Raw genomic sequence first — 26,902 nt, 5'->3', positions numbered from 1 at the left:
GACCGAGTTGTCTTGCACTGTACGTCGACCTGAAACACCGAATCGATTATGGATTCAAAGCAACACATTCAAGTCGGTGTACCTCTGGAATATCCCACGGTCAGCCCCCTCTCCCAGAGGGAGAGGGGGCCGACCGAGTTGTCTTGCACTGTACGTCGACCTGAAACACCGAATCGATTATGGATTCAAAGCAACACATTCAAGTCGGTGTACCTCTGGAATATCCCACGGTCAGCCCCCTCTCCCAGAGGGAGAGGGGGCTGACCGAGTTGTCTTGCACTGTACGTCGACCTGAAACACCGAATCGATTATGGATTCAAAGCAACACGTTCAAGTCGGTGTACCTCTGGAATATCCCACGGTCAGTCCCCTCTCCCTCCGGGAGAGGGCTAGGGTGAGGGGCTTTTGATCTTGCCTCAAAACTCCAGCGTGCTGGAAAGCGAAACCTGCCGCGAATCCCCCATCGACACAAAGAAGCGGCTCGCCGAAGAGGTGTAATAAGTGCGGTCGAACAGGTTCTTCACGTTCAACTGAAACTTGACCTTCTGCCCCTCAACCGTGGTGTCGTAAGTGGCAAACGCATCCGCCACGGTATAGCTCGGCAGGTCAAAATCATTCACCGCGTTGCCGGCACGCTCGCCGACGTACCGCGCGCCCGCCCCGACACGCAACTGATCGCCGCCAAACACATTGCCGAAGTCATACACCGCCGACAGCGAGCCGGAATTCTTCGCTACGTTTTGCAGGCGCTTGCCTTTGTATTCCGGGTCTTCGGTGACTTCGGCATCGGTATAGGCATAGCTGCCGATCAGGTTCCAGCGCTCGCTGAGTTGCCCGCTCAGGTCGACTTCCAGCCCACGGGAACGCACCTCGCCAGCGGCGCTGTAGATCGTCGTCGGCCCCTCGGAATTGGCCACCAGCACGTTGCGTTTCTTGATGTCGAACAACGCGATATTGCCGGTGATGCTGCCCGGCATATCCAGCCGCGCACCCAGCTCCCACGACTTGGCTTCTTCCGGCGCGATGCTGCCGTCGAGCACGGTGCTGCTGCCGCTCAGCGGGGCGATGGTCGAGTTGGGTTTGAACGATTCGGTGTAGCTGCCGTAGAACGACAGCGCGTCGGTGTAGCGATACACAAGGCCGGCGCGCGGCACCCATTTCTGACCATTGCTGTCGGTATTGGCCTTGAACGGCACGCCTTTGCCGGCGTACTGGTCGTACTCCTGAAAACGGCCGCCGGCGACCAGAGTCCACTGCTCGTTGAGGTGAATCGAATCCTGCAGGAACAGCGAATCGCTGCGCAGCTTATCGGTCTGCGCACTGTCGGGCGCACTCACCGTAGTGCCCATCACTTCGCGGCCATACACCGGGTTGAGATAGCTGAACGTGGTCAGGCTTTTCTGCCGGATCAGATCCTCGCGGTAGATCTTGCGATATTCGTCGTCGACGCCGAACACCAGATCATGCTGCATGCCCAGTACATTCACCTTGCCTTCGAGGCTGGCGGTGGTGAAACGATCGGTGCTGATCGCATTCTGGGTGCCGTCCATGCTGCGGGTCAGTGTGCCTTTGTTGGTGTCGATCGCAGTCACGCGCACTTGGCTGGCATCGTAGGTTTCGCGGTTCCAGCTGTAGCCGAAGTGGGCTTTCCAGTCGTCGTTGAGTTCGTGGTCGGCTTCGAAATGGTACAGATCCGAGCGCCCTTCCATGTCGTTGAACGGCTCATCGAGACGCTGCTTGCGCGAGATATCCAGCGGATGGTTGGTGCGCGGATCGATCAGCGTGCCACGGTCGAAGGGGGTGAGAAACTCGCGGTGCTCGTAGGCGAACAACAGCTTGGTGCGCTCGCCGTACCAGGCCAGCGACGGTGCGATCAGCGTCTCGCGGTGGGTGCCGAAGTTGCGCCAGTAATCTTCGTCTTCGTGATCGACGACCATGCGATAGGCGAAGCCGGAATCGCCCAGCGCACCGGTGCTGTCAAAGGCGCCACCGCTGCCGTTCTTGCCGTCACCGTAGCTCGAACCGCGCATGGTCACGGCGTTGTACTGGGTCAGTTCCGGCTTCTTGCTGACCAGATTGACCACGCCACCCGGGTCCTGAATCCCATAGAGCAACGAGGCCGGGCCTTTGAGCACTTCGACGCGATCCACGGTCGCGTTCATGCCACGGCCCTGCACCAGCGGCATGCCGTCGCGCATAATTGAGCCGTTGCGATTGTCACCGAAACCGCGAGTCATCACCGAGTCCTGCGTACTGCCCAAGGTGTTGCCCTGGGTGATGCCGCTGACATTGGCCAGCGCGTCATCGAGATTGCGCGGCGCCTGATCGCGAATGACCTGCGCCGGGATGACATTGACCGTCTGTGGAATTTCTTGCAGCGACGCCGATGAGCGCATCACCGAACTGGTTTCCGGCGGCTGATAGCTCATCGATTCGTCGCGCGTGGACGTGATGGTGGTGGCGCCGAGATTAAGCGCGCCTTCGGTCGGCATCGGCTCCAGCGCCAGGGTATGACTGTCGGTGCGGCGAAAACTCAGGCCGGAATTGCCGAGCAGGCGTTGCAGCGCCTGTTCGGCGCTCATCTGGCCATTGACTGCCGGAGCATTGAGGCCGTACGGCGCTTCGTCGGTGTAGACCACGCTCTGCCCGGTCACGCGGCTGAAGTCGCTCAGGGCTTGCGGCAACGGTTTCGCGGCGAGGGCAAAATTGAATTTCTGTTGCGCCTGATTGCTCACCGCTTCTGCCGCCAGCGCGATACTCATCGGCAGCAATGCCAACGCGGAAAAACTCAACGCCGACATGCCCAACCACTGTTTGACCGAACCGGATTTTGCCCTGGACTTCATTGCTCAATGACCTGTGTAGAACCGCAACGGATGCGAATGGCTCGCAGTTTCAGTCACTACACGGATGGGGCTCGGGGTTACCTCACCTTTAATTTGAAAATATTTTGCGGGGGATTTGTTGCCTGGGCTGACGCCTTCGCGAGCAGGCTCGCTCCCACCTTTGAAATGCGTACCCTGTGGGAGCGAGCCTGCTCGCGAAGAGGCCGGCAGCCTCAGCGCAAAATAATCAACTGTCCCATCACCCGATGCTGCTCAAATCCCAGTACCCCTTGCAGCGCATTGAGCACCGCTTGCGGATCCTTGCTCGGAAAGCTGCCGCTGACCTTGCGCGCCGCCAGCTCATCGTTGAGCAGCACAATCCGCCCCGGGTAATAGCGGCGCAGATCCTCGACGACATCGGCCAGCGTGGTCTTGTAGTAGGTCAGCCAACCCTGACGCCAGGCCAGTTGCGCTTCACTGTCCACGGGATGCAGTTTTTCCGCAGTGCCGTCGGCGTAGGCAACTTGCTGGCCGGCCGTGAGAATCTGCTGTTGGGCATGCTCGTCTGCCGTCACCGCGACACGCCCGGACAATACCGTCACTTGTGCGCCGTGAGGTTGCCGACGTACTTCGAACTGGGTGCCCAGCACCCGCGCCTCGCCCTGCTCCGCCGCCACCACAAACGGATCGCCAGTGTGAGTGACGCTGAAGAAAGCAGCGCCGCGAATCAACTGCACGCGGCGCTGACCGTGGCTGAAATCCACAGCAATCGCACTGTCGGCATCCAGTGTCACTTGCGACTGATCGGCCAGTGTCACCGTGCGAATTTCCCCCGGTGCCGAGACATGATCAGCGCGCAGATCGTCGAGCCAGCGCTGCGCCTGCCACCCGGTGCCGAGGCTGACCATCAGCAGCAGACACGCGGCCAGCGCCAGCGCTCCAGACCAACGCAACATCGGGGAACGACGCGGGGCGTCCATCGCCTGCAGATAACCTTGCAGCGCGAACGCATCTTCATCGGCCAGCGTGCGCGCGGGGCTTTCGCTGAGTTCCCAGATCACCTGCGCCTGCGCATACGCTTCGGCATGGGCCGGATCGGCGCGCAGCCATTGGCTGAAGGTCAGTTGATCGCCAGTGCTCGGGCGGTCGTGCAACAGGCTCAGCCAGGCCAGCGCGGCCTGCTCCTGGGCCGGCGTCGGTGTGATCGGATCGGATGGCTTCACGGTGCTTTCCCTGGCAGGCGTGGCGCGGGGTCGCGCAGGCTGGCCTTGCAGGCCTCGAGGGCGCGCATCATATGTTTTTCCACGGCACTTTGGGACAGGCCCATGGCCTTGGCGATGTCGGCGTACTTGCGCCCGTGAATGCGATTGAGCAGAAAGATCTGCCGGGTACGCTCGGGCAAGGCGCGCAACGCGGCTTCGACATGGCGCAGATCGTTGCCCGCTTCCAGCGCGGCCTGAGGCTCACTGCCGTGGCTGTCGGGTTCGTCCGGCTGCCAGCCTTCGTTGACCCGCGTGCGCGTGCCTTCGCTGCGCAAATGATCGATGGCGATGTTGCCGGCGCAGCGCAGCAGATAGGTGCTGAGTTCTTCGACCTGGACCAGCGGCCGACGCCAGAAGCGCAAAAACAGATCCTGGACCAGATCCGCCGCCGTCGCCCGACAACCGACGCGGCGGTTCACCAGCGCCTCCATTTGCGCACGCTGGGACAGAAACACCTGAAGAAAATGCGCACGCGCGCCACGCGCTTCATCGTCACGCGATTCTGGCGGCAGACCGATCAGCACTTCAGCACTGCGCCCAGGCGGCGACCGGGCTCGCCAGCAGGCTCAACCCGGCCAGTGCCATGGCCTGACGCGGGCGATACGGCAGCAACAGCACCAATGCCAAAGCACTGAGCATCAGCACCGCGAACCAGTCGACCAGACCGAAACTCCAGCCATTGGCCGCCACCGCCGCCCACAGCGAAAGCGCCAGCAACAGCCATCCCGCCACCGCCAGACCCTGACGGCGGCGCGTCGACGGTTTGGCGCCGAGCAATTCGGCATGATGGCGTGGCATCGACAGGCACAACGCGGTGAAGCCGGCGTAAGTAAGCAACAGGGCCAGCAGCATCAGTTGGCACCCTGTTCGACAGTGATCGAGCGAGGCGAAGAACTTGCTTTGCGAACGCTGACGCGGTCGCCCGTACGCTGCATCTTGCGCGCAGCCCAGCCGAGGAAAAGCCCCGTCGCCAGACAAGTCAGATCAAATCCGGCCAGTGCCCAGTCGCGCTGCATCAGGGTCGCGCCAAGATTCCACGGTGTGGTCAGCGCATTGATCAGCGGCACCGCGATAAACAGCGCAGCGCCGAGCGTCAGCTGTTCGATCCAGGCCTTGCGTCCCGGACGCAACACCGCGTGCAACAGGCTAAGCCCCCACGCAATAAAAAACGCATTTACTTCCCAATCGGCCCGCCCCGCCAGACTCACCGGCAGCAGTCGATTGGCCAAAAAGAACACCGCCACCGCCGACACCAGGCCGGCCATGCTGGCGATATTCAGCACCTCGACCAAGCGCAGTTCGAACGGCAGCGCCGCGCTTTTCATGTGTTTGAGCTGCCGCTTGCCGAGCCAGATCACCAGCCCGGTGCCGATCATTGCCGTGCCGGCCAGCCCGCAAATGAAATACAGCCAGCGCAACAGCGGCCCGGCGAAATGGCCCATGTGCAAACCGTAGAACGCGCCACCCACCACCATCGCCATGGGTTGATCAGGGGTGCTGCTCAGAAGCTGCCCGGTGACGCCATTGAACGTCACCGCCCGGCCGAAATCATGCACCACCCGATCGCCCGCGCGGGACAGCACCACCGTGGCGCTGGCATCGCCCGGGTTGCTTACCGACAGGCGCGCGGTATGGCCGCCCGACCACTGCTCGCTGGCCTTGGCCAGTAGCGGCGCCATGGCGGTCAGCGGCGCGGCGATATCGGCGCGCTCGGGCGTCTTCGAGGCGGGAAAGACTTCGTCGTAGAACTTGCGCACGTCGCTGCCGTAAGAGGCGACGATGCTCGCCGGCATCACCATCGACATGAAAATCACCAGGCTGCTGTAAGTGATCATCAAGTGAAACGGCAGCACCAGCACACCCACGGCGTTATGCCCGTCGAGCCAGGAACGCTGGCCCTTGCGCGGGCGGAAGGTGAAGAAGTCCTTGAAGATTTTCTTGTGGGTGATGATGCCGCTGATCAACGCGACGAACATCACCATCGCAGCGAGAGTCGCCAGCCAGCGCCCCCACGGATAAGGCATCTGCAACTGGAAGTGGAAACGGTAAAAGAACTCGCCGCCCATGCTTTCGCGGCCCTGTACCTCGGCCCCGGTTTGAGCATCGAGGGTTCGGGATTCGAAGCGGCCGCGCTCGCCGGGTTTGCCCGGCGCCTGCTGCCAGCGCACGGTCAGACCGGGGTCGCGGGCATCGGGCAGATCGATCAGCCAGCGCGAGGCACCGGCGGCGTGTTGTTGTAGATAATCTTGCGCCAGCGCCAGGCTCGCTTCGCTATCAAGCGAATGCGCAGCGATTTCCGGCTGCATCCAGTGGCTGATTTCGTCTTTGAAGTAAGCCAGCGTTCCCGTGAGGAAAATCGCGAACAGCAACCAGCCGAACACCAGCCCGGCCCAGGTGTGCAGCCAGGCCATCGCCTGCCGGAACCCTTCCTTCATGCCAGCCCCAGACCGCGCGCGGCACCGGAAACGGTGGCGAGAATCACGCTCGGCACCAACAGGCCGACCCACGCCGACCACGCGCTGCGGCAGGCAAAACACCAGAGCACGGCAACCAGATAGACCAGAAAGGACACGGTCATGCCAGTGACCACCGCTTCGGCGCGGTTCAGCGGCAGCCACAACGTCAGGGTGACACTGGCCAGCGCCGCGACCAGATAGCCGCCGAAAACCGCCGCCAGCACTCGCGAAGTGACGGCCAGACGATAGGACATGGGAAGGGTGGCGTGTTTGCCTTTCATGTTTCGACCCTGAAACGAAAAACGTCCGGCCGACAAGCCGAATCTACAGGCGAGCAATATTAATGATAAATATTCTCATACGCAAAAGCATCTGATTGCCGGACACTGTCGCCAGCCTCTACAATGCGAACCGTTCTTGTTCTCTAATGCACGTTCTCTACGCAAGTTTTGCGTCCGGAGTCATTTCGTTGCCGCCCGCCCATCCCGTCGAATCGCTCTACCACGCTCATCACAGCTGGCTCACCGGCTGGTTGCGGCGCAAGCTCGGCTGCCCGGACAGCGCAGCGGATCTGGCCCAGGACACGTTCATCAAGGTGCTCACCGCCCGCGAGCCACCGGTGATCATCGAACCGCGCGCCTTTCTCACTACGCTGGCCAAGCGCGTACTGTTCAACCATTACCGGCGGCAGGATCTGGAACGCGCCTACCTCGAGACACTGGCGCAGATGCCGGAAATGGTCGCGCCGTCGGAAGAGCACAAAGCGATCATCCTGCAGACACTGGTCGAACTCGATGAGCTGCTCGACGGTTTGCCGCGCCAGATCAAACGCGCGTTCCTGCTCGCTCAGGTCGATGGTCTGACTTATCCACAGATCGCCGCAGAACTGGGAATCTCGGTGGCCACGGTCAAACGCCATTTGAACAAAGCGGCCATGCGCTGCTATTTCGCCCTGTGAATCGCACGCCGGATTTCTCCGCACAAGTCGCCGAACAGGCGGTGCACTGGTTGCTGGAAATGCAGCAGGGCACGCTGACCTCGCGCCAGCAACAGGCCTGGCAACAATGGCTGGATGCACACAGCGAACACCGCCGGGCGTGGGAACACATGCAACGGGTCAACCAGCGCTTGCGCGGCGTGTCGTCGCCGTTGGCCCACGCCGCGTTGAACGGACCGAAGTCTGGCAGCCGTCGTCAGGCGCTGAAAATGCTGCTGATTCTCGGTGCAGGCTCAGCGGCGACCTGGGGCATGCGCGAGCACACTCCGTTGCCGTCGCTGCTCGCCGATTACCGCACGCCGGTCGGCCAGCGACGCAAGATTGCCTTGGGCGGTGCCGATTCGTTGCAGCTCAATACCGCCAGCTCGGTTGATGTTGATGGTGCGCAGCGGTTGATTCGTCTGCTCGAGGGCGAAATGCTGTTGAGCGCTGCGAATCCGTTCGAGATACGTACGGCACACGGCGTGCTGAAAAGCCAAGGTGCGCGCCTCAATGTGCGGCAGTTTGTTGATCACACGCATATCGCGCTGTTTGAAGGACGAGTCGAACTCATCGCCAGCCAGCGCGCGCCCCTGCTGCTGCCGATCGCGCGGCAGTTGAGTTTTACTGCCAGCTCGGTCAGCGCCCCCAAACCGCTGGACGCCAACAGCGGCGCCTGGAGCGACGGCATGCTGGTCGCCGCCCATATGCGCCTCGGCGATTTCCTCGAAGAGCTTGGCCGCTACCGGCGCGGGCAGCTGCGGTGCGACAGTCAGGTTGCCGATCTGCTGATTTCCGGGACGTATCCGCTGGATGACAGCGAGCGGATTCTCGACCTGCTGCAGATCAGTCTGCCGGTGCAAGTGAAGCGCTTTACCCGTTATTGGGTGAGCGTCGAAGCTCGGGTTTAGAAAGCAAGATCAAAAGATCGCAGCCTTCGGCGGCTCCTACATTTGGAATGCATTTTTTCTGTAGGAGCTGCCGAAGGCTGCGATCTTTTGATTCTGAAAAAATAAATGAGCCGTTTTTCAGATCTGGCGTGACAGAGAAGGAAAGCCCCCTTGATTCCACCTTCTCAGGATCATCCACATGCAGCCCACCCGCCTTACGCCACTGGCCCGCAGCCTGCGCAATCTTCTGCTCGGCGCCAGCCTGAGTTTCACCGCCCTGCCCGCTGCGCTGGCCGCCGAAGCCAAGGTTTATCACATCGCCCCGGCGTCGCTGGAAACCGCGCTGAACCAGTTTGGCCGTGAAGCAGGCGTGCTGATTTCCTTCGGTTCGCAAGTCACCAGCGGCGTACAAAGCGGGGGTCTGGAAGGCAATTACACCGCGCAACAAGGCCTCGATGCCTTGCTCGAAGGCACCGGCCTGCAAGCCCGCGCCGAGGGTAACAACGCCTTCAGCCTGCAACCGCTGGCTGACGCGGCGCTGGAGCTGGGCACCTCGACCGTAGTCGGCGACTGGCTCGGCGATGCGGCGCAGATCAACGTCTTCGAACACCCCGGCGCGCGTGATGTGATCCGCCGCGAAGAATTCGAACGCCAAGGCGCGACCCAGGCCCGCGATGTGCTCAACCGCATCCCCGGTGTGAACGCGCCGGAGAACAACGGCACCGGCAGCCACGACATGGCGCTGAACTTCGGCATTCGTGGTTTGAATCCACGCCTGGCCGCACGCTCGACAGTATTGATGGATGGCATCCCGGTGCCGTTCGCGCCGTATGGTCAGCCGCAGCTTTCGTTCGCGCCGATCAGCATGGGCAACATGGATGCCGTGGACGTGGTGCGTGGCGGCGGTGCGGTACGTTACGGCCCGCAGAACGTCGGCGGCGTGGTCAACTTCGTCACCCGGGCGATTCCCGACGAGCCAACGGTCAAGGGAGGTTTGCAGACTGAAACCAGCCCATCGTCGAGCCACGACGGTTTCAAGACCAGCGCCAATCTGCTGGCCGGCGGCACCAACGCCAACGGCCTCGGTGGCGCCTTGCTGTACTCCGGCACCCGTGGTGGTGACTGGCGTGAACACAGCGATACCGAGATCGACGACCTGATCCTCAAGGGCAAGTACCAGCTCGACGACGCCAACAGCTTCAACGCCATGGCCCAGTATTACGAGGGCAAGGCCGACATGCCCGGCGGTCTCAATGTCGCCGATTACGATGCCGATCCGTATCAGTCGACGCGACCGAAAGACCAGTTCTGGGGGCGCCGCACGATGTTCAACTTCGGCTATCGCTATCAGCAAGATCGCCGCGAGTTCACCGCCAACACCTTCTTCACCAAAACCCTGCGCAGCGGTTATCTGGATCAGGGCACGTTTCTTTCGCTGTCGCCTCGCGAGTATTGGGTGCGTGGTCTGGAAACCCGTTTCGCCCAAGGCTTCGACCTCGGTCCGAGCAGCCACGAAGTCGGCGTCGGCTACCGCTACATCAATGAGGCCGGCCACGAACTGCGCTATCGCACGCCGATCAGCGCCAACGAATACCCGACCACCAGCAGCCGCAACGACCGCGACACTCGCGGTGGTACCGAAGCCAATGCGTTCTTCGTCGATGACCGCATCGACATCGGCAAATGGACCATCACCCCGGGCGTGCGCTACGAGATGATCGAGTCGCAGCAGACCAACAACCTGACCAACGTCAAATACAAGGGCGACTACAACACCGCGCTGCCGGCGCTGAACGTGCTCTATCACCTCACCGACAGCTGGAACCTGTATGCCAACACCGAAGGCTCGTTCGGCAGCGTGCAGTACAGCCAGATGCCCAACCGGGTCAGCAGCGGCGAAGTGAAGCCGGAAAAGGCCCGCACCTGGGAACTCGGCACACGCTATGACAACGGTGCCCTGCGCGCTGAAATCGGTGCCTTCCTGATCAACTTCGACAACCAGTACGAAAGCAACCAGACCAACGACTCGGTGATCGCTCGCGGCGAAACCCGCCATCAGGGCATCGAGACCAGCGTCAATTACGCGCTCGATGACTTGAGTCCGGCGCTGGCCGGTTTCGATGTCTACGCCAGTTATGCCTATGTCGATGCGACCATTCGCGAAGACGGGCCGAACAAAGGCAACCGCGTGCCTTTTTCCTCCAAGCACAAAGGCACGATTGGCGTCGGTTATACCGAAGGGCCATGGAAGCTGAATCTGGACAGCAGCTTCCAGAGCGACCAGTTTGCCGACAACGCCAACACCTCGAAGGAAAGTGCCGATGGCAGCACCGGCAAGATCCCCGGTTACATGCTGTTCAGCAGCCGCGCCGGGTATGACTTCGGACCGCAACTGTCGGATTTGAATGTGGCGGTGGGCGTGAAGAACATCTTCAACACGCAGTACTTCACACGCTCGTTCGATGACAACAACAAGGGCAAGTACGTAGGTGAGCCGCGGACGGTTTATGTACAGACGTCGGTGGCGTTCTGACCCCACCCCATCGAAGATCAAAAGCCCCTCACCCTAACCCTCTCCCAAAGGGAGAGGGAACTGACCGAGGTGTATTTACGATTTACGCTCGCCTGCAATATCGAGCCGAACGCTGGACCTGAAAACAACCGGAATCGGCCCCCTCTCCCAGAGGGTGAGGGACTGACCGAGGTGTATTTACGATTTACGCTCACCTGCAATATCGAGCCGAACGCTGGACTTGAAAACAACCGGAATCGGCCCCCTCTCCCAGAGGGTGAGGGACTGACCGAGGTGTATTTACGATTTACGCTCACCTGCAATATCGAGCCGAACGCTGGACTTGAAAACAACCGGAATCGGCCCCTTCCCCCAGAGGGTGAGGGACTGACCGAGGTGTATTTACGATTTACGCTCGCCTGCAATATCGAGCCGAACGCTGGACTTGAAAACAACCGGGATCGGCCCCCTCTCCCAGAGGGTGAGGGACTGACCGAGGTGTATTTACGCTTACGCTCGCCTGCAATATCGAGCCGAACGCTGGACTTGAAAACAACCGGAATCGGCCCCTTCCCCCAGAGGGTGAGGGACTGACCGAGGTGTATTTACGATTTACGCTCGCCTGCAATATCGAGCCGAACGCTGGACCTGAAAACAACCGGAATCGGCTCCCTCTCCCAGAGGGTGAGGGACTGACCGAGGTGTATTTACGATTTACGCTCGCCTGCAATATCGAGCCGAACGCTGGACTTGAAAACAACCGGGATCGGCTCCCTCTCCCAGAGGGTGAGGGACTGACCGAGGTGTATTTACGATTTACGCTCGCCTGCAATATCGAGCCGAACGCTGGACTTGAAAACAACCGGGATCGGCCCCCTCTCCCAGAGGGTGAGGGACTGACCGAGGTGTATTTACGATTTACGCTCGCCTGCAATATCGAGCCGAACGCTGGACTTGAAAACAACCGGGATCGGCTCCCTCTCCCTCGGGAGAGGGCTGGGGTGAGGGGCTACGGTCTTAAACCCTGCGAGCAATCACCAACACCACAAACAAAAAACGGGCCTGCATCAGCAGGCCCGTTCTCCTTTGGTTACTTGTGAAATCAGCGCATCAACTGTTGATCGCTGCCTGTTCGTTCTCGTCAAATTCTTCCGCCAACAGCTTGTCGTTGGCTTTGCCGGTAAATGGCACTACAGCGGCGCGTGGTTTACCTCGCAGTTTGCCGAACAGATGATCCAGTTTGTGCTCGAGTTTCTCGGCAGCACCGTCGATCGCCTGTTCCAGCGAATCGGCTTTATGGGTCACGGAAATCGGTTGGTGGCCTTTTGGCCGCGCTTCCAGTTGGCAGCGCAAGTCATGGGGACCTGGTTTCTCGCCGTTCTCGTCGCTCAGGTGGACTTCGACACGGGTCAGGTCTTCTTCATAACGGTCGAGCGTGCTCTCAATAGTTGTACGTACCCACTCCTCCAGTCGCTTACTGCTTTGAATATGGTTATCGCTGTTGACTTGGATTTGCATAGTTCATCCCTTATTTCAGCTAGCTCGCTGGAGGCCTTGAGTTGAATTTCCTGACCTCCTGGTTACAACAATCGGCCCGAGCGACGAACATTTCAACCCCTGAAAAAAGAAAAATATTCATTCGCAAAAAAAGCCGGACAACCGAGCTGGGCGCTGTTAATGTCGGGAGTTGGGTCGACCCGCTCCGCAGAAAAATCTGCTCACATCTGTTGCTCATTCAGCGGGTGCAGGCTGCGAAAAATCCCCGCCTCTTCCACCAGCCAGTCATGCACAGCGCGCACGCCCGGATGGCTCAACGCCCCCGGCGCATATAGCAGCACGTAGCGTTTATGGTTGGGCACCGACAACCCGAACGGCACGATCAAAGTGCCGCGCTCCAGCTCATCGTTGAGCAACGTGCGCCGGGCAATCGCCACGCCCATACCGGCAATCGCCGCTTCGATGGTCAAGTGATTGCGATTGAACGTGTGCCCGCGCCGCACATCGGCGCCTTCGAAGCCGATCGCATTCAAATAGAACTCCCATTCCGCGTATTCGTAACTGCCACGCCAAGCGGTGATGTCGTGCAGCAACGGGAAATGCACCAGATCCGCCGGCCCGTGCAACGGCGGTCGCCCACGTAACAGGCTCGGCGCGCACACCGGGAAAATCTGCTCGTCGAGCAAGGCTGTGGATAACAATCCGGGGTAACTGCCATCGTTGAGGTCGATGGCCAGATCGAAATCGCCTTCGTGCAACGGCACGCTGCTGTCCTCGGCCACCAGGCGCAACTGGATGTCCGGAAAGCGTTGCTGCAAGCGCGGCAGGCGCGGAGTCAGCCACTTGCCGAGAAACGACGGGATCGACCGCAACCGCAGAGTTCCGCTGATCATCCCCGCGTCCAGCCGGCGCAGCTCCGCATCGATGCTGCCATAGGCTTCATTGACAGTAATCGCCAGCCGCTGCCCCTGCGCGCTCAACTCAACGCCCCGCGCTCGCCGATGAAACAGGCGAAAGCCCAGGCGCTCTTCCAATTGGCGGATCTGCTGGCTGACCGCGCCCGGGGTGATGTGCAGCTCTTCGGCACAACGGGTGAACGACAGGTGCCGCGCGGCACAGGCAAATACCTGCAGCCAGACGTAGGTCTGGGCATGCAATTGACGACTCATTGTTTAGTCCTGCTAAAGGCTGTCTTAGGAGGTTTCGTTGGTCACCTCGAACCGAGGCAGGCAGTATCGCCGACATTGCGCTTGTCCGACAAAAAATGGCAGCGATTCCTACTCCATTGCTTGTAAGGGTTTAGCATGGCTATCAGTGTTTTCGATCTATTCAAAGTGGGCATCGGCCCGTCCAGTTCCCATACCGTCGGCCCGATGCGTGCAGCGGCGACGTTTGCCCAGGCCCTGATCGACCAACATCTGCTCTATGACGTGCGACGGGTGGAAATTCGTCTGTACGGCTCACTGTCTGCGACCGGCGTTGGCCATGCCACCGATCGCGCGACGGTCATGGGCCTGATGGGCGAGTGGCCGGACAGCATCGATCCTTCGACCATCGATCCACGCATTCAGCAACTGCGCGAAACCGGGCAATTGTCCCTCGCCGGTCAACGCTCGATTGCGTTTGACTGGCAGAGCGATCTGCTGCTGCTCGACGAGAGCTTGCCCTACCACCCCAACGCCATGTCGCTGAGCGCATTTGGCGAAAGCGCCGAGCTGCTCACGCAAACCTATTACTCGGTGGGCGGCGGTTTCATCGTCGAAGCGGCTGAAGCCGAGTCTGGCGTGGCGCCAGCCAGCGACGTGGTGTTGCCCTACGATTTTTCCAGCGCCGCCGAACTGCTCGCTTTGTGCAAAAAGCACAATCTGCGCGTGTCCGAACTGATGATGGCCAACGAACGCGCCTGGCGCAGCGATGCCGAGATTCGCCAAGGCCTGCTGCACATCTGGTCAGTGATGCGCGAGTGCGTCGAACAAGGTTTGCGCCACGAAGGCATCCTGCCCGGCGGTCTGAAAGTACCGCGCCGCGCGGCGAAACTGCATCGCAGCCTGTTGGAAATCGGCAAACCGAATGTGATCAGTTCGACCCTGTCGGCGATGGAATGGGTCAACCTGTTCGCCCTTGCCGTCAACGAAGAAAATGCCGCCGGCGGGCGCATGGTCACCGCGCCGACCAATGGCGCCGCCGGGATCATTCCGGCCGTTCTGCACTACTACATGAAATTCAATCCGGATGCGTCTGACGATGACGTCGTCGCGTTCTTTCTCGGTGCAGCCGCCGTCGGCATTTTGTGCAAGAAAAACGCCTCCATCTCCGGTGCCGAGGTCGGCTGTCAGGGCGAAGTCGGTTCGGCATGCGCAATGGCCGCCGCCGGCCTGGCCGACGTCCTCGGCGCGACACCGGAGCAACTGGAGAACGCTGCCGAAATCGGCCTGGAACACAACCTCGGCCTGACCTGCGATCCGGTCGGTGGCCTGGTGCAAGTGCCGTGCATCGAGCGCAATGCCATCGCGGCGGTGAAGGCGATCAACGCCACGCAAATGGCCCTGCGCGGCGACGGTAATCACTTTATTTCCCTCGACCGGGTGATACGCACCATGCGCGACACCGGCGCCGACATGCACGACAAGTACAAGGAAACCTCGCGGGGCGGGCTGGCGGTGAACTGGGTGGAGTGCTGATCGGCCTGACTGCACTGTCAGCGATCATCCGCTCATTCCTGCCCTGAAAACGCGCCACAAAAAACGGCGAGCCCCGAGGCTCGCCGTTTTTTTCGCCGTGTTTATTGTTCGACAATTTTTCCGGCATGCGCCTTGCTACATCACCCTTGAGGCAAACGGACATTGCAAACCTCAGCGAACGAGATGCCAGTGGTCTGGTGTTGCGAACCAAATCAGATCATGGCCGGTCAACAACTGCACGTTCAATCAGGCGGTGACGCATCATGGACAACCCATTTCAGATCATTACCGATGCTTTCGCGCCGGACTATCAGATCAATCTGAGCATTCAGGGCCTGGACGGCAGCATCATGCTGACGCTGTCCAACGCGGGGCGCATCGTGGCCAAGCGCATGATCAGCGCCGAACAGCGCAACGATCCCGAGCGTTTGAAGAGGCTGGTGCAAAGCATCCAGTTCGGCATCGCCATCGAACAGGGCCACAGCGCCATGTCGATTCTCGAAGCCATGACCAGCGGCGCCGGGCTGACCCCGCCACCGCCACGCGTCAAGGGCCAGCCGGGCCAGGCGGCGGGCCTTTAAAGCTCGCCCTTCTCCACTTCAGGATGTTCGCTGGAGCCCGTGCCGAGCTTGCGCTGCGGGTTCTCGATCTTCACTGAGGGGAATTGCGACGAAGCGTAACGCACCACCAGGATCGCAAACGCCAGCAGCAGAATGCCGCCGCACAGGTAGATAATGCCCATGTCCGGCGGGTTGTGGTGCGAGACGTTGGAGATCAGCAGGCGCGTCAGCGCGGTGATCGCCACGTAGATCAGGAAGCGCACCGGCATGTGGTTGGTCTTGAAATAAATCCCGACCATCGCGCCCAGTTCCAGATAGATGAACAGCAACAGAATGTCATCGATCTTGATGTGCCCGACTTCGAGCATCCCGAGAAACTCCATCACCGCCGCCCACGCTGTCACCGCACCGATGGCGAACAGCGCCAGATAGTGAAAGGTTTCGACGAACAGGTTGCCCAGGGACTCGGCCAGTTGATGCACGTTACGCCGCAGTTTCTCGGCCCAATTTATTTTCACGATGAGTTTCCTTAGCCCGTTTCGGGCGGATGATGCGTATCGCACGTGACGGTTTTGCGCGCGCGCCTTGTAGCAACGGTTTTCATGCAGGTTCAGGGCCACGCATCATGGCGATCCGCCGCAAATCCCGCGCCGTGGCGTTTGGTCGCAGGCTCGCGGCTTTGCACAATCCCCGTGGGAGCGAGCCTGCTCGCGAATAGCAGCCACACCGTACCCCTGACAAACCCCAAATCCGGTCTACATTGAAAAGCCACTACCCATGGCGCAGGGATTCGCTTATCCTTTTCGCTGTATATGGATACAGTAGTCGTCAAGACAACTTAATGTGAAGGCATGTGAGGTGGTGAATGGCCGTCGAAGTGGTATACCGCAGCAGCCGAGATCTGGAGCGCTTGTTCATGGATAAAGCCGAAGCTGATCGTCATGACAAAATGCTCGAACTGGCCGAATATCTGGCCGATGTGCTGCAAAAAGCCGTTCCGTCCCTGACCGAACAGCAAGTGGAAGAAGCCGGGATCTACATGGCGAAGAATCGCGATGTGTTCGCCAGAGCGTTCAAGAGCCAGCCCGATGCGCTTTCGGAGCTGATCAATGCGCCGGCCGAGCCTGTCGAAAAAGCTGAAGCGGCAGAACCTGATGAGGCGCCGGCGAAGCCAGCCAAACCAGCGAAAGCGCCGAAGTAATTAGAAAGATCGCAGCCTTCGGCAGCTCCTGCACTCGGAATGTAGGAGCTGCCGAAGGCTGCGATCTTTTGCTTTCAGCGATACAAAACCTTTTCGGCCAACTCATCCGCCACCCGCGCCGGCGAACGTTTTTCCGCCTGAGCATGGGCGAAGACTTCGGTCAGCCGCGAACTGATTTTCGACAGATGCGCCGTAATCGTCGGCAACTCCTCACCGCGATGTTTAAGCGATACGTAAATCAGCCCGCCGGCATTGATCACATAATCCGGCGCATAAAGAATCCCGCGCCGTTCCAGTTGATCCGCCACATCCAGATGGGAAAGTTGATTGTTCGCCGAACCGGCCACCGCCGAGCAGCGCAGCTGTGAAACGCTGTGACTGTTGAGCACACCGCCCAACCCGCACGGCGCGAGAATGTCGCACGGCGTGCTGAGCAATGCGTCGTTGGCGATCGGGTGAGCATTGAGCTGCTCCATCGCCAGTTGCACCTTGCCGTGGTCGATGTCACTGACGAGCAACTCGGCGCCTGCCGCGTGCAGTTGCTCGGCCAGCGCAAAACCGACATTGCCAAGCCCCTGGATGGCAACGCGCAGACCTTCGAGGTTGTCGCTGCCCAGGCGCGCCATCGCCGTGGCGCGTATGCCGGCGAACACGCCCATGGCCGCATGCGGCGCCGGGTCGCCTGCCGAAGTGGTGCTGGTAACGTGGCGGGTCTGCTGGGCAATGCAGTCCATGTCCGCCACTGACGTACCGCTGTCGATGGCGGTGATATAGCGGCCGTCGAGTTGCTCGATGCAACGTCCGAAAGCCTCGAACAACGCGGCGCGATTCTCGACATGGGCCGGGCGCACGATCACCGCCACCCCGCCACCTTGCGCGAGGCCGGCGAGCGCCGCTTTGTAGCTCATGTTTTGCGCCAGGCGAATGGCGTCCTCGACCGCAGATTCGTCGTTGGGATAGGCAAGGTAACGGCACCCACCCAGGGCTGGCCCCAGATGGCTGTTATGAATGGCAATGACCGCCTTCAACCCGGTGGCCGGGTCCACGCTCAGGTGCAGCGATTCCAGGCGAGTGCTTTGCATGAGAGCGAACATCGACAGGCTCCCGAATCACTTCTTGTAGAACGCCAGTATAGGCTTGCCCCTGAAAATTGCTGGCGCACACCGGCATGAGCCGCCGAGCGGACAATGCTGCGCCGCTATAACTCGCGCTCAACGCGCCCGGCACTGGACGAACAACCCGGACGGGGCTAAAACGAGGCATTGGAGGGAGATTCAGATGAGTGCGCGCCAACGCTTTTTCGAATGCCTGCATCGTTCACCGCCGGCCCTGCTGGAAGCTGCGCTGTGGATAAGTGCCGAGCACGACAAAACCCTCGAGCCCGAGGCATGGTTGCGCACCTTCAAGGATCTGCAACTACGCGTCAGCTATGGGCTGCCGATGCTGCCGGTCAGCGAACTGGCGCAACCGCTGTTGCGACGCATGGTCGATCTCGGTTTCGCGCAGGATGATTTCCTGCCGCTGCGCCCGCAGGCGGCGCTGCTGCATCGCGTGTTGCACACCCAACGCGGTCAGCCGTTGGCATTGGCGTTGATCGCACTGGAATTGGCGCGTGGGTTGGAGATTCCTCTGGTCGGGGTCAACTTCCCCGGACATTTTCTGCTGCGGGTACCCGGCGCCGACCACTTGCTCGATCCTTGCGGCGGGCGGCGACTGTATCCCAATGACTGCCGAGAACTGTTGCAACGCCAATACGGGCCGAACATGCAGCTCAGCGCCGAACATTTGCTGAGCGCAACGCCGGTGCAGATGCTGCAACGTCTGTCGCGCAACCTGCGCCAATTGCACCTGACCCACGACGATCACATCGCCGCGCTGATCGACGCAGAACGAGTGCTCGAACTGGGCGATGCGAAGGCCTCCGATTACATGGCCCGGGCCAGTCTGTATCAACGGCTGGATTGCCCGAACGCTGAACGCTTCGATCTGGAGCATGCATTATTGCTCAGCGAAGACCCGATCCAGCGCCTGCGCCTGACCGAACGCCTCGGCCATCTGCCGCCCAACTCCGTCGTGCATTAACTACCTTCCGCAGGCTGCCACCATCCTTGAGGCCCACACAAACCTGTGTGGGAGCGAGCCTGCTCGCGAAAGCGGTGTGTCAGCTGAATGAAAGGCCACTGACACTCCGTCTTCGCGAGCAGGCTCGCTCCCACAGGAATTACGGGGTGTCTGGTTGATTGGCAGGATGCGCCTTGATAAACGCCGGATGTTCAGCCGCCAACGCAGCCACACGGCAAATTTTCGGATACGCCTCCAGGCTGACGTTGAACCGCTCAGCCGCATACAACTGCGGAATCAGATACACATCTGCCACGCACGGCCATTCGCCAAAACAGAAACCGCTGTCGCCGATCAACTGCTCCACCGTTGCCAGCCCTTGGCTGATCCAATGGCTGATCCACTCCACCACTTGCGCCTCATTCTGCCCCGCCTGGCGCAGGCGATTGAGCACGCTGACGTTGTGCAGCGGGTGCACGTCGCAGCCGATCACCGCCGCGACACCGCGCACCTGCGCGCGCGCCAGCAGATCATCCGGCAGCAACGGCACCTGCGGGTAACGCTCTTCCAGATACTCGATGATCGCCGGCGATTGAATCAGCAGCACGCCGTCATCGGTGCGCAAGGTCGGCACCCGGCCCTGCGGATTGAGCGCCAGATACGCCGGTTGCCGATGTTCACCGCCCGACGGTGCGATCAGGTTGACCGGCAACGCCTGGTAATCGAGGCCCTTCAACGCCAGCGCAATGCGCACCCGATACGACGAAGTGGAACGGTAATAGCCATAGAGATCCATAAGCCGCTCCTGTCAGCGCGCAGCGATCACGGTGCCGCGACATTCGCCGAAGCCGATCGAGGCAAAACCGTCGCGGGCGCAGCGGGCACGCAGGATGATTTCGTCACCGTCCTCAAGGAATTTGCGCACTTCGCCGGAAGCCAGTTCGATCGGTTTCTTACCGCCCTCGGTAATCTCCAGCAGGCTGCCAAACTGGCCGTTTTCCGGGCCGGACAAAGTGCCCGAACCGAACAGATCGCCGGCCTGCAACTGGCAACCGTTGACGCTGTGATGCGCAACCATTTGCGCGACGGTCCAGTACATGTAGCGGGTGTTGCTCAGGGTCAGGCGATGGGCGGGCAGGTTCTGCTCGCGCATGGTTTCGGTACGCAACAGCACTTCCAGCTCGATGTCGAAGGCGCCGCCATCCTGATCGCGCTTGTCGAGCAGATACGGCAGCGGCTGCGGATCACCTTCAGGGCGGGCCGGTTGCGCCGTGCGGAATGGTTCCAGTGCTTCAGCCGTCACCACCCACGGCGAGACGCTGGTGATGAAACTCTTCGACAGGAATGGGCCGAGTGGCTGGTATTCCCAAGCCTGGATATCCCGCGCCGACCAGTCGTTGAGCAGGCAGAAACCGGCTATGTGCTCGGCAGCGTCACCGATGGCAATCGGCTCGCCCATCTCATTGCCCTGGCCGATCCAGATACCCAGTTCCAGTTCGTAATCCAGACGCGCGCATGGACCGAATACCGGTTCGGTCTGGCCGGCCGGCAGCGTCTGGCCTTTCGGCCGGCGCACGTCGGTGCCGGACGCTCGCACCGTGGAAGCGCGACCGTGGTAACCGATCGGCACGTGCTTGTAGTTCGGCAGCAGCGGGTTATCCGGACGGAACAGTTTGCCGACGTTCTGCGCGTGCTCGATGCCGACGTAGAAGTCGGTGTAATCGCTGATTCGCGCCGGCAGGTGCATCTGGCAATCGGCAGCCAGCGGCAAGAGTTTCGCGCCTTGCGCTTCGATGTTGCCGCGCAGGGTGCTGCCTTCACTGAACAGTTCGATCAGGCGTTCGCGCAGGGCCACCCGCGCCTCACGGCCAAGTTCAAAGAACGCATTCAACTGCCCGCCGTGCATGGCTTCCACCGCACTGCGTGCGACGCCGTCGAACAGACCGGCCTCAAGCGCCACCTGCAAATCGAAGATGTGCTCGCCGATCGCCACGCCCGCGCGAGGCGCCGAACCGTGCAGGCTGAACACGCCCAGCGGCAGATTCTGCAAGGGGAAATCGCTGTGACCGTTGGCCGAAGCGACCCAGCTGCGGGGGATGGAATTCTGTGTCATGGGTTATCTCCGGGTCGGGTCGAACGTGGCGGGCAGCGTCGCCCAGCAAGCGTCGTAACTGGGTTGCAACTGTGGGCATTCGAGGGCGAAACGACTTGGACGAAGCACTTGGCTGGTCTCGAACATGAAGGCCATGGTGTTATCGATTTTTGCAGGTGCAAGCTCGGCGTTGATCGCCCTGGTGCAGGTTTCGCCGTCCGGGCCGTGGGCGCTCATGCAGCTGTGCAGCGAAGCGCCACCGGGCACGAAGCCTTCGGCCTTGGCGTCGTATTCGCCCTGGATCAGGCCCATGAATTCGTTCATCAGGTTGCGGTGGAACCACGGTGGCCGGAAGGTCTTTTCGGCGACCATCCAGCGCGGCGGGAAGATCACGAAATCGAGGTTGGCCAGACCGTGCACGCTGGTCGGCGAGGTCAATACGGTGAAGATCGAAGGATCGGGATGATCGAAACTCACCGTGCCGATGGTGTTGAAACGGCGCAGGTCGTATTTGTACGGCACGTTGTTGCCATGCCAGGCGACCACATTGAGCGGTGAGTGATTGAGTTCGGTGGCCCACAACTGGCCAAGGAATTTCTGTACCAGAGTAGTCGGTTGCTGCAGGTTTTCGTAGGCAGCGACCGGGGTGAGGAAATCCCGTGGATTGGCCAGACCGTTGCTGCCGATCGGCCCCAGATCCGGCAGGCGCAGCGGCGCGCCATGGTTCTCGGCGAGGTAGCCGCGTGCCTGTGGATCGAGCAGTTCGACGCGAAATTTCAGGCCACGCGGCAGAACGACGATTTCCAGCGGCGCCACTTCGAGTACGCCCAGTTCGGTGGCGATACGCAGGCGACCGAGTTGCGGCACCAGCAGCATTTCCCCATCGGCGTTGAAGAACACCCGCTCCATCGAACGATTGGCGGCGTAGTTATAAATGCTGATGCCAGACGGTTTCTCGGCACCGGCGTTGGCCGCCATGCTGACCAGGCCATCGATGAAATCCGTCGGTTCGGTCGGCAGCTCCAGTGGATTCCAGCGCAGACGATTGGGGGTTACTTCACCCAACGGTCCGCCGGCCAGTTGCCGTTCCAGTTTGACGAACGCCGGGTGGTTGGCCGACGGCTGAATCCGGTACATCCAGGTACGCCGCGCTTCGCTGCGCGGCATGGTGAACGCGGTGCCGGAGAACAGCTCGGTATACAGGCCGTACGGGGCTTTCTGCGGGGAATTCTGGCCAACGGGCAGCGCGCCGGGCAACGCTTCAGTGCTGAATTCGTTGCCGAAGCCGGACTGGTAAACCAGGTCCTGCGCGGTTGAATCGGGGTTCATGGAGCCTCCTGAACAGGGAGTCGGCAGTGGCCCATCGCTCTGGCTCAGAGGTCTCGGCACGCCGGGGTTGTTATTATCGTAATCTGATTACGCATAACGTAATTTGCTCGCTATCCAGCGTCAAGCTATAAAGACGCCCATTCGAACCGGAACCGCCAGCCCCATGGAAAAAACCAGCGACAGCAACGGCAAACAGAAAGTCCGCTCCGCCGAAGTCGGCACCGACATCCTCAAGGCTTTGGCCGAGTTGTCACCGTCGACTTCGCTGTCGCGTCTGGCCGAACATGTGCAGATGCCGGCAAGCAAGGTGCATCGCTATTTGCAGGCGTTGATAGCCTCCGGATTTGCCGAACAGAACACCGCCACCAACCATTACGGCCTCGGTCGCGAAGCACTGCGCGTGGGCCTGGCCGCGCTCAACAGCATGGACGTGCTGAAAGTTGCCGCCCTGCCGCTGTCCGAGCTGCGCGATGAACTCAACGAAACCTGCTTTCTCGCGGTGTGGGGCAATCAGGGCGCAACCGTCGTGCACATTGAACCGGCGGTGCGCGCGGTGACGGTGGTGACGCAGTTGGGTTCGGTGCTGCCACTGCTCAGCTCGTCCACCGGGCTGGTGTTCAGCGCTTACCTGCCGCACCGGGAAACCGATGAATTGCGCGAGCAGGAGATCGCTGTCGAGAAGCATCCCCTCAAGGACGAAAAAGCCTATGCAGCGCTGTGTGAACAGATCCGCGAACGCGGTCTGCATCACGTGCATGGTTTGTTGATGCCGGGTGTGGATGCGCTTTCTGCGCCAGTGTTCAACGCGGTCGGCCAGATCGCTGCGGTGCTGACCATCGTCGGCCCGACCTCGCTGTTCCACGCCGATGAAAACGGCCCGGCGGCGCAGCGGTTGTTGGCTGCGACGCGGGCCGTGAGCTGGCGCATGGGTTACGAAAGATAAATCAGACTATGAGCCCTCGAAACGGCTCAGCGAACCGTGGTCTTGCTGAATGCAGACTCAGCCTCTTGCATCAGTGACTTGAAGAACCCGATCAGTTCATCGGCGGGGTCTTCATGGCCGGTGTAATACGTAACCAGCTCCGCGACCGTGCGGGCGTCTTCAAACAGACTGAGAAACGAGCGTTGCGCACGGGTAAGTTCTTTAGCCGGCGCCCCCGCCGCTGCAGCCTGACCCAATGTCAGCAGTCCGCTCAATACATCCTGCACATGCCCCAGCGCGGCGGAATAATCACCGCGTCGGTGCGACTGCGACGCGTCGTAGATGCTTTTCATCACCTGCACAGCCACCACCACAGTGCCTACGGGTGGCACCAGCAGGCTGACAATGTTTGCGGCCTTCAACAGATTTTCATAAACCACACTGGCGATTATTTCGTTGAGACTGGTGGTCCGTTCGTCGATGTCACTCAATACACGGCGCACTCGCTCGTCATGGAAAGTGAACAGATCGGGCAGTAACGAACGCTGCTGTGTGCGAATGACCGGTCGGGTATCAACCGTTGCGACCAGATTATCGAAGTAGTCATTGGTCACTTTCTGGTCAACCAGCAGTATCCGCTCGCTGTAATAGCTCCTGAATGGGCCTTTTCGAAAACGAATCGAAGGAATGAACTCAGCGATCGGTCGGAAGTTGACTTGATCCGGTGCGTCAGGCGTATAGAGCAAGTCGAAGAAACCTGACGACAACTTCAGTCGAAAAATATAAACGCCGCCAACCGCGCGGTCCCCAGGAGTCGTCAGACCCAGCGCGCCAATATTGAATTTGTACAGCCCGATATCACCTTCGGCGGTGCTGGTCCCTACCGACTGATAACCGCCACTCTCTTTCAGGTTATCGATGACCCCTTGGACAGCAGAGAAAGACTCTGTCGATAATCTGCCGTTGGTGAAATCGGCAAACGCATTGCGATACATCTCACAGCGGATTTTCCGGGCGTGTACCGCGCGCTTGAAAGCGTGATCAGGATGAGCCTTGTTCAGATATTGCTCTTCCAGCATCGCGCTGTATCGGTCACCAGGGCGGAAGGTTTTCGATAGCGAAGACAAATCCCGGATATCCAGTTTTTCAACGAGGGGATGTCCATTCACCAAGTAATATTTGGGGCTGTACTTGGTTTCATAGGCCGGATGATCCGCTTCGAAAGCGAGTCCCTCAAGCAAGACGTCGGTAACGCTCTTACGAAACTCTTCGGTCTGAATAATGATCTGGTCGGGATTGACCGAAATGTTGCTGCCGCGCGAACGCAATAGGTCTTCTATCTGGGCTTTCACCGCGTCATAGGTGAACTGCTCGAATGTCGGAAAACCATTGTCTCGTGCATCAACCGTGGACAGCGCCTTGAGTTCGGTTGTCAGACGCGAATAGCGCTTGCGCCCCTCAATGCCAAGCGCCCGATAAGCTGCCGGTGCAATGGCCTTGTGCAGCGCAACTTCGGCTCGGTAGGCGACATTTACGTAGTCCGCCAAAGGTGCCTTGGCGTTCAGATAAAGATCGACCGGCCGGCTATCAAGCGTGTAGCGGTAGCTCAGTTGAGTACCAGCGCTGCCAAGCAACTCACCCGCCTCGTGCAGGTAGTCGGGATGAATCATCAATGCGGCGTATTCACGATCCGCCGACAATGCCGACTCCAGCCAGCGGTTCGCCGCGTAGATATCGGAAAATTTCTGCAGTTCGAATTGCCCGTCAGCTGTTTTGACCAACATCAGCGACGGTGCGTATTCTTTGGCCGAAATCATCAGAACATCTTTCAATGCTGGGACTTGCAGCCTGATTTTCAAGCCCTGAATAGTCACCGCAGGGTCGTTGGCCATGGCTCGCGCGATGATGTTCGCATCGGTGGAATCCAGCTTCCCGGACTGGCGAGCTACAAAAACTGCAAACTCCATCTGGCTGAAGAGATAGTTGCGATAGGCCTCCTGCCAAGCAACCGACGGCGAGTATGCAAGACTGCCGGTAAACTCCAGGCGCAGGTTACGATTTTCCAGCCACTGTTCAAGCGCTACTGCCGTCAGCCGACTTCCGTCGGGAGCGCCGATGATGGTCAGAGTCGCTTTGTAACCATTGTCGTGCAGACCGAAAACAAGAAACTCTGTCAGCGTCCGGGTTTCTTCCTGCTCGATGGTCCGTCCGGCAATCTGCAAAGTGTACGAGCTATGGACACTGATCGCTTCTGGATCCAGACGTTCGTCAAAGGCCCTCTGCGCCCATGCGGAGAACGTGCGCAGCACATAGTCCTTGAAAGAAAAACACGTATCGAACGCGCTCGAATATGCAGCCTCATACTGGTCTTTGGATTCTTCAAGCTCGCTATAACGTTGTTGAACATCGCTACCAGCGGCATGCAGCCAAAGCGGCCAGTCGGTGCGCTTCAGTGCCGCCCAGAGCAGATAGAAACGGGTGTCGATGCCGTAACGCAGCACATGCAGGCGTTGATTCTCCTGAAGCATGGAGGTCAGCGGTTTTTCCAGTTGTACCCGGCCACTGATCAAGGTTGCCACGCTTTCAAGCTGACCTTTGAGGTGAGCCTCTGCACAAAACGCATGAGGACTTTGCGTGGCTTTCGGATAACTGATCTGCTCGCTACGCAGGGAAAGTCTCTGCTGAAGTTTGCTGTGCAAATCGGTATTTCTTTCAAAGAACTCGAAGCCGTTTTCCGGCGTGTGCAGCAGATAGGAAGTCGACTCGTTGACCAGTTGCATCTCTGCGACCGCACGCTCGGCGTTGTCCAGAACGAAACAGGGCTGGCGCACCAGAAGATAATCCTGTGCCGGTTGCAGGTTGACTTCAAACGCTGCGCGACCGGCATCTGCTTCCAGCAGATGAGCGAATCGCTCGCCCAATCGGGCATCGAAATTGTTGGCCATGACCGACAGCGACAGCTCTGCACCGGTGACCACGGCATAGGCCTTGATGAAAGCCTGTTTGTTCGACAGCGGTGCATTGTCGGCATGGACGGGTTTCGCTGGCGCAGCCCAGAACTTTGCGATCTCGGCTCGCAATGTTTTTTCCAGTCCGGCAGTTACAGCAGCGATCAGATCTTCAACAACAATGGTATTGAGCACCTTGACTTTGAATTGCTCACTGAACGTATCCGGCAGAACAAAAACCCCATCGCCACCCATAATATAGGCAGGACTTATATGGTTATTCAGACAATGAACCGTTACCTCCCAAAGAGTGCCTGATGGCCGATTTTCATCGGCAGGGAAAGCAGGATCCGTATTGATATAGACCTTGTCGATATCAACTGTTTTGCCCAGACGCTTCAATTCACCCTCAAGCATGCTGCGCAGAGTATCCAGCACGCTCGGCATGGCGTCGATGATCTTGAACAGATCTGTTTTAGCCTGTGTTGCCTTTTCCCACTCTTCCGGCCAGGTAACCTGCTCACCGAAAGAACCACGCATCAAACTTTTATATAACTTGGCCACAAACTTTCCTTACTTGATTATCCAGAGCTGCAAGTGCAGCCACCGCCGATAATTGCAAGGTAGTTTCTTTTTCAGCCGACATGAAGCTCGAACAAATTACAAAACATGCCACCCAACAACGAACAC

General features: G+C 59.8%; 21 protein-coding genes and 1 pseudogene. 8 read left to right on the top strand and 14 right to left on the bottom strand.

The features are described from left to right. Nucleotides 1-416: 416 nt before the first annotated feature. From AB4N85_RS26365 to AB4N85_RS26340, 6 genes are all read right to left on the bottom strand, one after another. Nucleotides 417-2,846, bottom strand: coding sequence for a TonB-dependent siderophore receptor (locus AB4N85_RS26365; RefSeq protein ID WP_460066460.1), 2,430 nt, complete (start codon nucleotides 2,844-2,846; stop codon nucleotides 417-419). Nucleotides 2,847-3,058: 212 nt separating this feature from the next. Beyond that, entirely contained in the window at nucleotides 3,059-4,048 is a 990-nt protein-coding gene (locus tag AB4N85_RS26360; RefSeq protein WP_460066457.1) for a FecR family protein, read from the bottom strand. Further along, nucleotides 4,045-4,611: an RNA polymerase sigma factor gene (locus AB4N85_RS26355; RefSeq protein WP_071174434.1), complete on the bottom strand. Its 567-nt coding sequence runs from the start codon at nucleotides 4,609-4,611 to the stop codon at nucleotides 4,045-4,047. The genes AB4N85_RS26360 and AB4N85_RS26355 overlap by 4 nt, the downstream gene beginning before the upstream one ends. 1 nt (nucleotide 4,612) lies before the next feature. Continuing rightward, on the bottom strand, nucleotides 4,613-4,939 hold the full coding sequence (locus AB4N85_RS26350) for a DUF3325 domain-containing protein (RefSeq protein ID WP_095180408.1): 327 nt from the start codon (nucleotides 4,937-4,939) through the stop codon (nucleotides 4,613-4,615). After that, nucleotides 4,939-6,522, bottom strand: coding sequence for a PepSY-associated TM helix domain-containing protein (locus AB4N85_RS26345; RefSeq protein ID WP_095180407.1), 1,584 nt, complete (start codon nucleotides 6,520-6,522; stop codon nucleotides 4,939-4,941). Before AB4N85_RS26345 ends, AB4N85_RS26350 begins: the two co-directional genes overlap by 1 nt. Then, entirely contained in the window at nucleotides 6,519-6,824 is a 306-nt protein-coding gene (locus AB4N85_RS26340) for a DUF3649 domain-containing protein (protein WP_095180406.1), read from the bottom strand. The genes AB4N85_RS26345 and AB4N85_RS26340 overlap by 4 nt, the downstream gene beginning before the upstream one ends. Before the next feature lie 146 nt (nucleotides 6,825-6,970). Between AB4N85_RS26340 and AB4N85_RS26335 the strand changes: the two genes are divergently transcribed. The 3 genes from AB4N85_RS26335 (at nucleotide 6,971) to fecA (ending at nucleotide 10,942) form a co-directional block, all read left to right on the top strand. Beyond that, nucleotides 6,971-7,501, top strand: a complete 531-nt coding sequence (locus AB4N85_RS26335; RefSeq protein ID WP_460066454.1) for a sigma-70 family RNA polymerase sigma factor — start codon at nucleotides 6,971-6,973, stop codon at nucleotides 7,499-7,501. Beyond that, the gene (locus AB4N85_RS26330; RefSeq protein ID WP_460066452.1) at nucleotides 7,498-8,430 is read left to right on the top strand and encodes a DUF4880 domain-containing protein; all 933 of its coding nucleotides are present in this window, start codon (nucleotides 7,498-7,500) and stop codon (nucleotides 8,428-8,430) included. Before AB4N85_RS26335 ends, AB4N85_RS26330 begins: the two co-directional genes overlap by 4 nt. A 178-nt stretch (nucleotides 8,431-8,608) precedes the next feature. After that, nucleotides 8,609-10,942 (top strand): TonB-dependent Fe(3+) dicitrate receptor FecA, encoded by a 2,334-nt coding sequence (fecA, locus tag AB4N85_RS26325; protein WP_460066450.1) that lies wholly within the window; start codon nucleotides 8,609-8,611, stop codon nucleotides 10,940-10,942. A gap of 1,089 nt (nucleotides 10,943-12,031) precedes the next feature. Here the strand turns inward: fecA and AB4N85_RS26320 are convergent. Then, a complete protein-coding gene (locus AB4N85_RS26320) occupies nucleotides 12,032-12,439 on the bottom strand; it encodes an HPF/RaiA family ribosome-associated protein (RefSeq protein WP_016771629.1) in 408 nt (135 codons plus the stop codon). A 200-nt stretch (nucleotides 12,440-12,639) separates the two neighbouring features. Continuing rightward, a complete protein-coding gene (locus tag AB4N85_RS26315; RefSeq protein ID WP_016771630.1) occupies nucleotides 12,640-13,587 on the bottom strand; it encodes a LysR substrate-binding domain-containing protein in 948 nt (315 codons plus the stop codon). Between the two features lie 135 nt (nucleotides 13,588-13,722). On the opposite strand from AB4N85_RS26315, the gene AB4N85_RS26310 reads away from it, so the two are divergent. Then, nucleotides 13,723-15,099: an L-serine ammonia-lyase gene (locus tag AB4N85_RS26310; protein WP_252868821.1), complete on the top strand. Its 1,377-nt coding sequence runs from the start codon at nucleotides 13,723-13,725 to the stop codon at nucleotides 15,097-15,099. A gap of 263 nt (nucleotides 15,100-15,362) precedes the next feature. Continuing rightward, the gene (locus tag AB4N85_RS26305) at nucleotides 15,363-15,680 is read left to right on the top strand and encodes a DUF3509 domain-containing protein (RefSeq protein ID WP_016771632.1); all 318 of its coding nucleotides are present in this window, start codon (nucleotides 15,363-15,365) and stop codon (nucleotides 15,678-15,680) included. On the opposite strand, the gene AB4N85_RS26300 is transcribed toward AB4N85_RS26305, so the two are convergent. Next, a complete protein-coding gene (locus tag AB4N85_RS26300) occupies nucleotides 15,677-16,177 on the bottom strand; it encodes a phosphate-starvation-inducible protein PsiE (protein WP_039759287.1) in 501 nt (166 codons plus the stop codon). The genes AB4N85_RS26305 and AB4N85_RS26300 overlap by 4 nt on opposite strands. Before the next feature lie 347 nt (nucleotides 16,178-16,524). On the opposite strand from AB4N85_RS26300, the pseudogene AB4N85_RS26295 reads away from it, so the two are divergent. Beyond that, nucleotides 16,525-16,779: pseudogene (locus AB4N85_RS26295) on the top strand (YebG family protein); the annotation flags it as partial. 155 nt (nucleotides 16,780-16,934) lie between these two features. Here AB4N85_RS26295 and AB4N85_RS26290 read toward each other — a convergent pair. Further along, nucleotides 16,935-17,954 carry a Glu/Leu/Phe/Val dehydrogenase family protein gene (locus AB4N85_RS26290; RefSeq protein WP_041479665.1) on the bottom strand — a complete coding sequence of 340 codons (1,020 nt, stop codon included), beginning with the start codon at nucleotides 17,952-17,954 and terminating at the stop codon, nucleotides 16,935-16,937. A gap of 184 nt (nucleotides 17,955-18,138) precedes the next feature. On the opposite strand from AB4N85_RS26290, the gene AB4N85_RS26285 reads away from it, so the two are divergent. Continuing rightward, nucleotides 18,139-18,942 (top strand): SirB1 family protein, encoded by an 804-nt coding sequence (locus tag AB4N85_RS26285; protein ID WP_056782998.1) that lies wholly within the window; start codon nucleotides 18,139-18,141, stop codon nucleotides 18,940-18,942. A 139-nt stretch (nucleotides 18,943-19,081) separates the two neighbouring features. On the opposite strand, the gene maiA is transcribed toward AB4N85_RS26285, so the two are convergent. The 3 genes from maiA to hmgA are packed head-to-tail and all read right to left on the bottom strand — an operon-like array spanning nucleotide 19,082 to nucleotide 22,342. After that, entirely contained in the window at nucleotides 19,082-19,717 is a 636-nt protein-coding gene (maiA, locus tag AB4N85_RS26280; RefSeq protein ID WP_252868820.1) for a maleylacetoacetate isomerase, read from the bottom strand. 12 nt (nucleotides 19,718-19,729) lie between these two features. Further along, nucleotides 19,730-21,034: a fumarylacetoacetase gene (gene fahA / locus AB4N85_RS26275; protein ID WP_252868819.1), complete on the bottom strand. Its 1,305-nt coding sequence runs from the start codon at nucleotides 21,032-21,034 to the stop codon at nucleotides 19,730-19,732. Between the two features lie 3 nt (nucleotides 21,035-21,037). Next, nucleotides 21,038-22,342, bottom strand: coding sequence for a homogentisate 1,2-dioxygenase (gene hmgA / locus AB4N85_RS26270; protein WP_150636140.1), 1,305 nt, complete (start codon nucleotides 22,340-22,342; stop codon nucleotides 21,038-21,040). Nucleotides 22,343-22,505: 163 nt separating this feature from the next. On the opposite strand from hmgA, the gene AB4N85_RS26265 reads away from it, so the two are divergent. Continuing rightward, nucleotides 22,506-23,285 (top strand): IclR family transcriptional regulator, encoded by a 780-nt coding sequence (locus tag AB4N85_RS26265; RefSeq protein ID WP_056782991.1) that lies wholly within the window; start codon nucleotides 22,506-22,508, stop codon nucleotides 23,283-23,285. A gap of 26 nt (nucleotides 23,286-23,311) precedes the next feature. On the opposite strand, the gene AB4N85_RS26260 is transcribed toward AB4N85_RS26265, so the two are convergent. Beyond that, nucleotides 23,312-26,776: a dermonecrotic toxin domain-containing protein gene (locus AB4N85_RS26260; RefSeq protein ID WP_252868818.1), complete on the bottom strand. Its 3,465-nt coding sequence runs from the start codon at nucleotides 26,774-26,776 to the stop codon at nucleotides 23,312-23,314. Nucleotides 26,777-26,902 lie beyond the last annotated feature (126 nt).

It is taken from the genome of Pseudomonas sp. H1_G08 (assembly GCF_054681355.1).
The sequence above is the reverse complement of the archived record's forward strand: the minus strand, read 5'-3'. Positions and strand labels throughout refer to the sequence as shown.

Excerpts from the sequence above, each read along its gene's own strand:
- fecA (WP_460066450.1), top strand. The coding sequence starts at position 8,609 with ATGCAGCCCACCCGCCTTACGCCACTGGCCCGCAGCCTGCGCAATCTT.
- AB4N85_RS26350 (WP_095180408.1), bottom strand. The coding sequence starts at position 4,939 with ATGCTGCTGGCCCTGTTGCTTACTTACGCCGGCTTCACCGCGTTGTGC.
- AB4N85_RS26345 (WP_095180407.1), bottom strand. The coding sequence starts at position 6,522 with ATGAAGGAAGGGTTCCGGCAGGCGATGGCCTGGCTGCACACCTGGGCC.
- AB4N85_RS26305 (WP_016771632.1), top strand. The coding sequence starts at position 15,363 with ATGGACAACCCATTTCAGATCATTACCGATGCTTTCGCGCCGGACTAT.
- fahA (WP_252868819.1), bottom strand. The coding sequence starts at position 21,034 with ATGACACAGAATTCCATCCCCCGCAGCTGGGTCGCTTCGGCCAACGGT.
- AB4N85_RS26310 (WP_252868821.1), top strand. The coding sequence starts at position 13,723 with ATGGCTATCAGTGTTTTCGATCTATTCAAAGTGGGCATCGGCCCGTCC.
- AB4N85_RS26315 (WP_016771630.1), bottom strand. The coding sequence starts at position 13,587 with ATGAGTCGTCAATTGCATGCCCAGACCTACGTCTGGCTGCAGGTATTT.
- hmgA (WP_150636140.1), bottom strand. The coding sequence starts at position 22,342 with ATGAACCCCGATTCAACCGCGCAGGACCTGGTTTACCAGTCCGGCTTC.
- AB4N85_RS26290 (WP_041479665.1), bottom strand. The coding sequence starts at position 17,954 with ATGTTCGCTCTCATGCAAAGCACTCGCCTGGAATCGCTGCACCTGAGC.
- AB4N85_RS26285 (WP_056782998.1), top strand. The coding sequence starts at position 18,139 with ATGAGTGCGCGCCAACGCTTTTTCGAATGCCTGCATCGTTCACCGCCG.
- AB4N85_RS26365 (WP_460066460.1), bottom strand. The coding sequence starts at position 2,846 with ATGAAGTCCAGGGCAAAATCCGGTTCGGTCAAACAGTGGTTGGGCATG.
- AB4N85_RS26335 (WP_460066454.1), top strand. The coding sequence starts at position 6,971 with ATGCACGTTCTCTACGCAAGTTTTGCGTCCGGAGTCATTTCGTTGCCG.
- AB4N85_RS26265 (WP_056782991.1), top strand. The coding sequence starts at position 22,506 with ATGGAAAAAACCAGCGACAGCAACGGCAAACAGAAAGTCCGCTCCGCC.
- maiA (WP_252868820.1), bottom strand. The coding sequence starts at position 19,717 with ATGGATCTCTATGGCTATTACCGTTCCACTTCGTCGTATCGGGTGCGC.
- AB4N85_RS26340 (WP_095180406.1), bottom strand. The coding sequence starts at position 6,824 with ATGAAAGGCAAACACGCCACCCTTCCCATGTCCTATCGTCTGGCCGTC.
- AB4N85_RS26320 (WP_016771629.1), bottom strand. The coding sequence starts at position 12,439 with ATGCAAATCCAAGTCAACAGCGATAACCATATTCAAAGCAGTAAGCGA.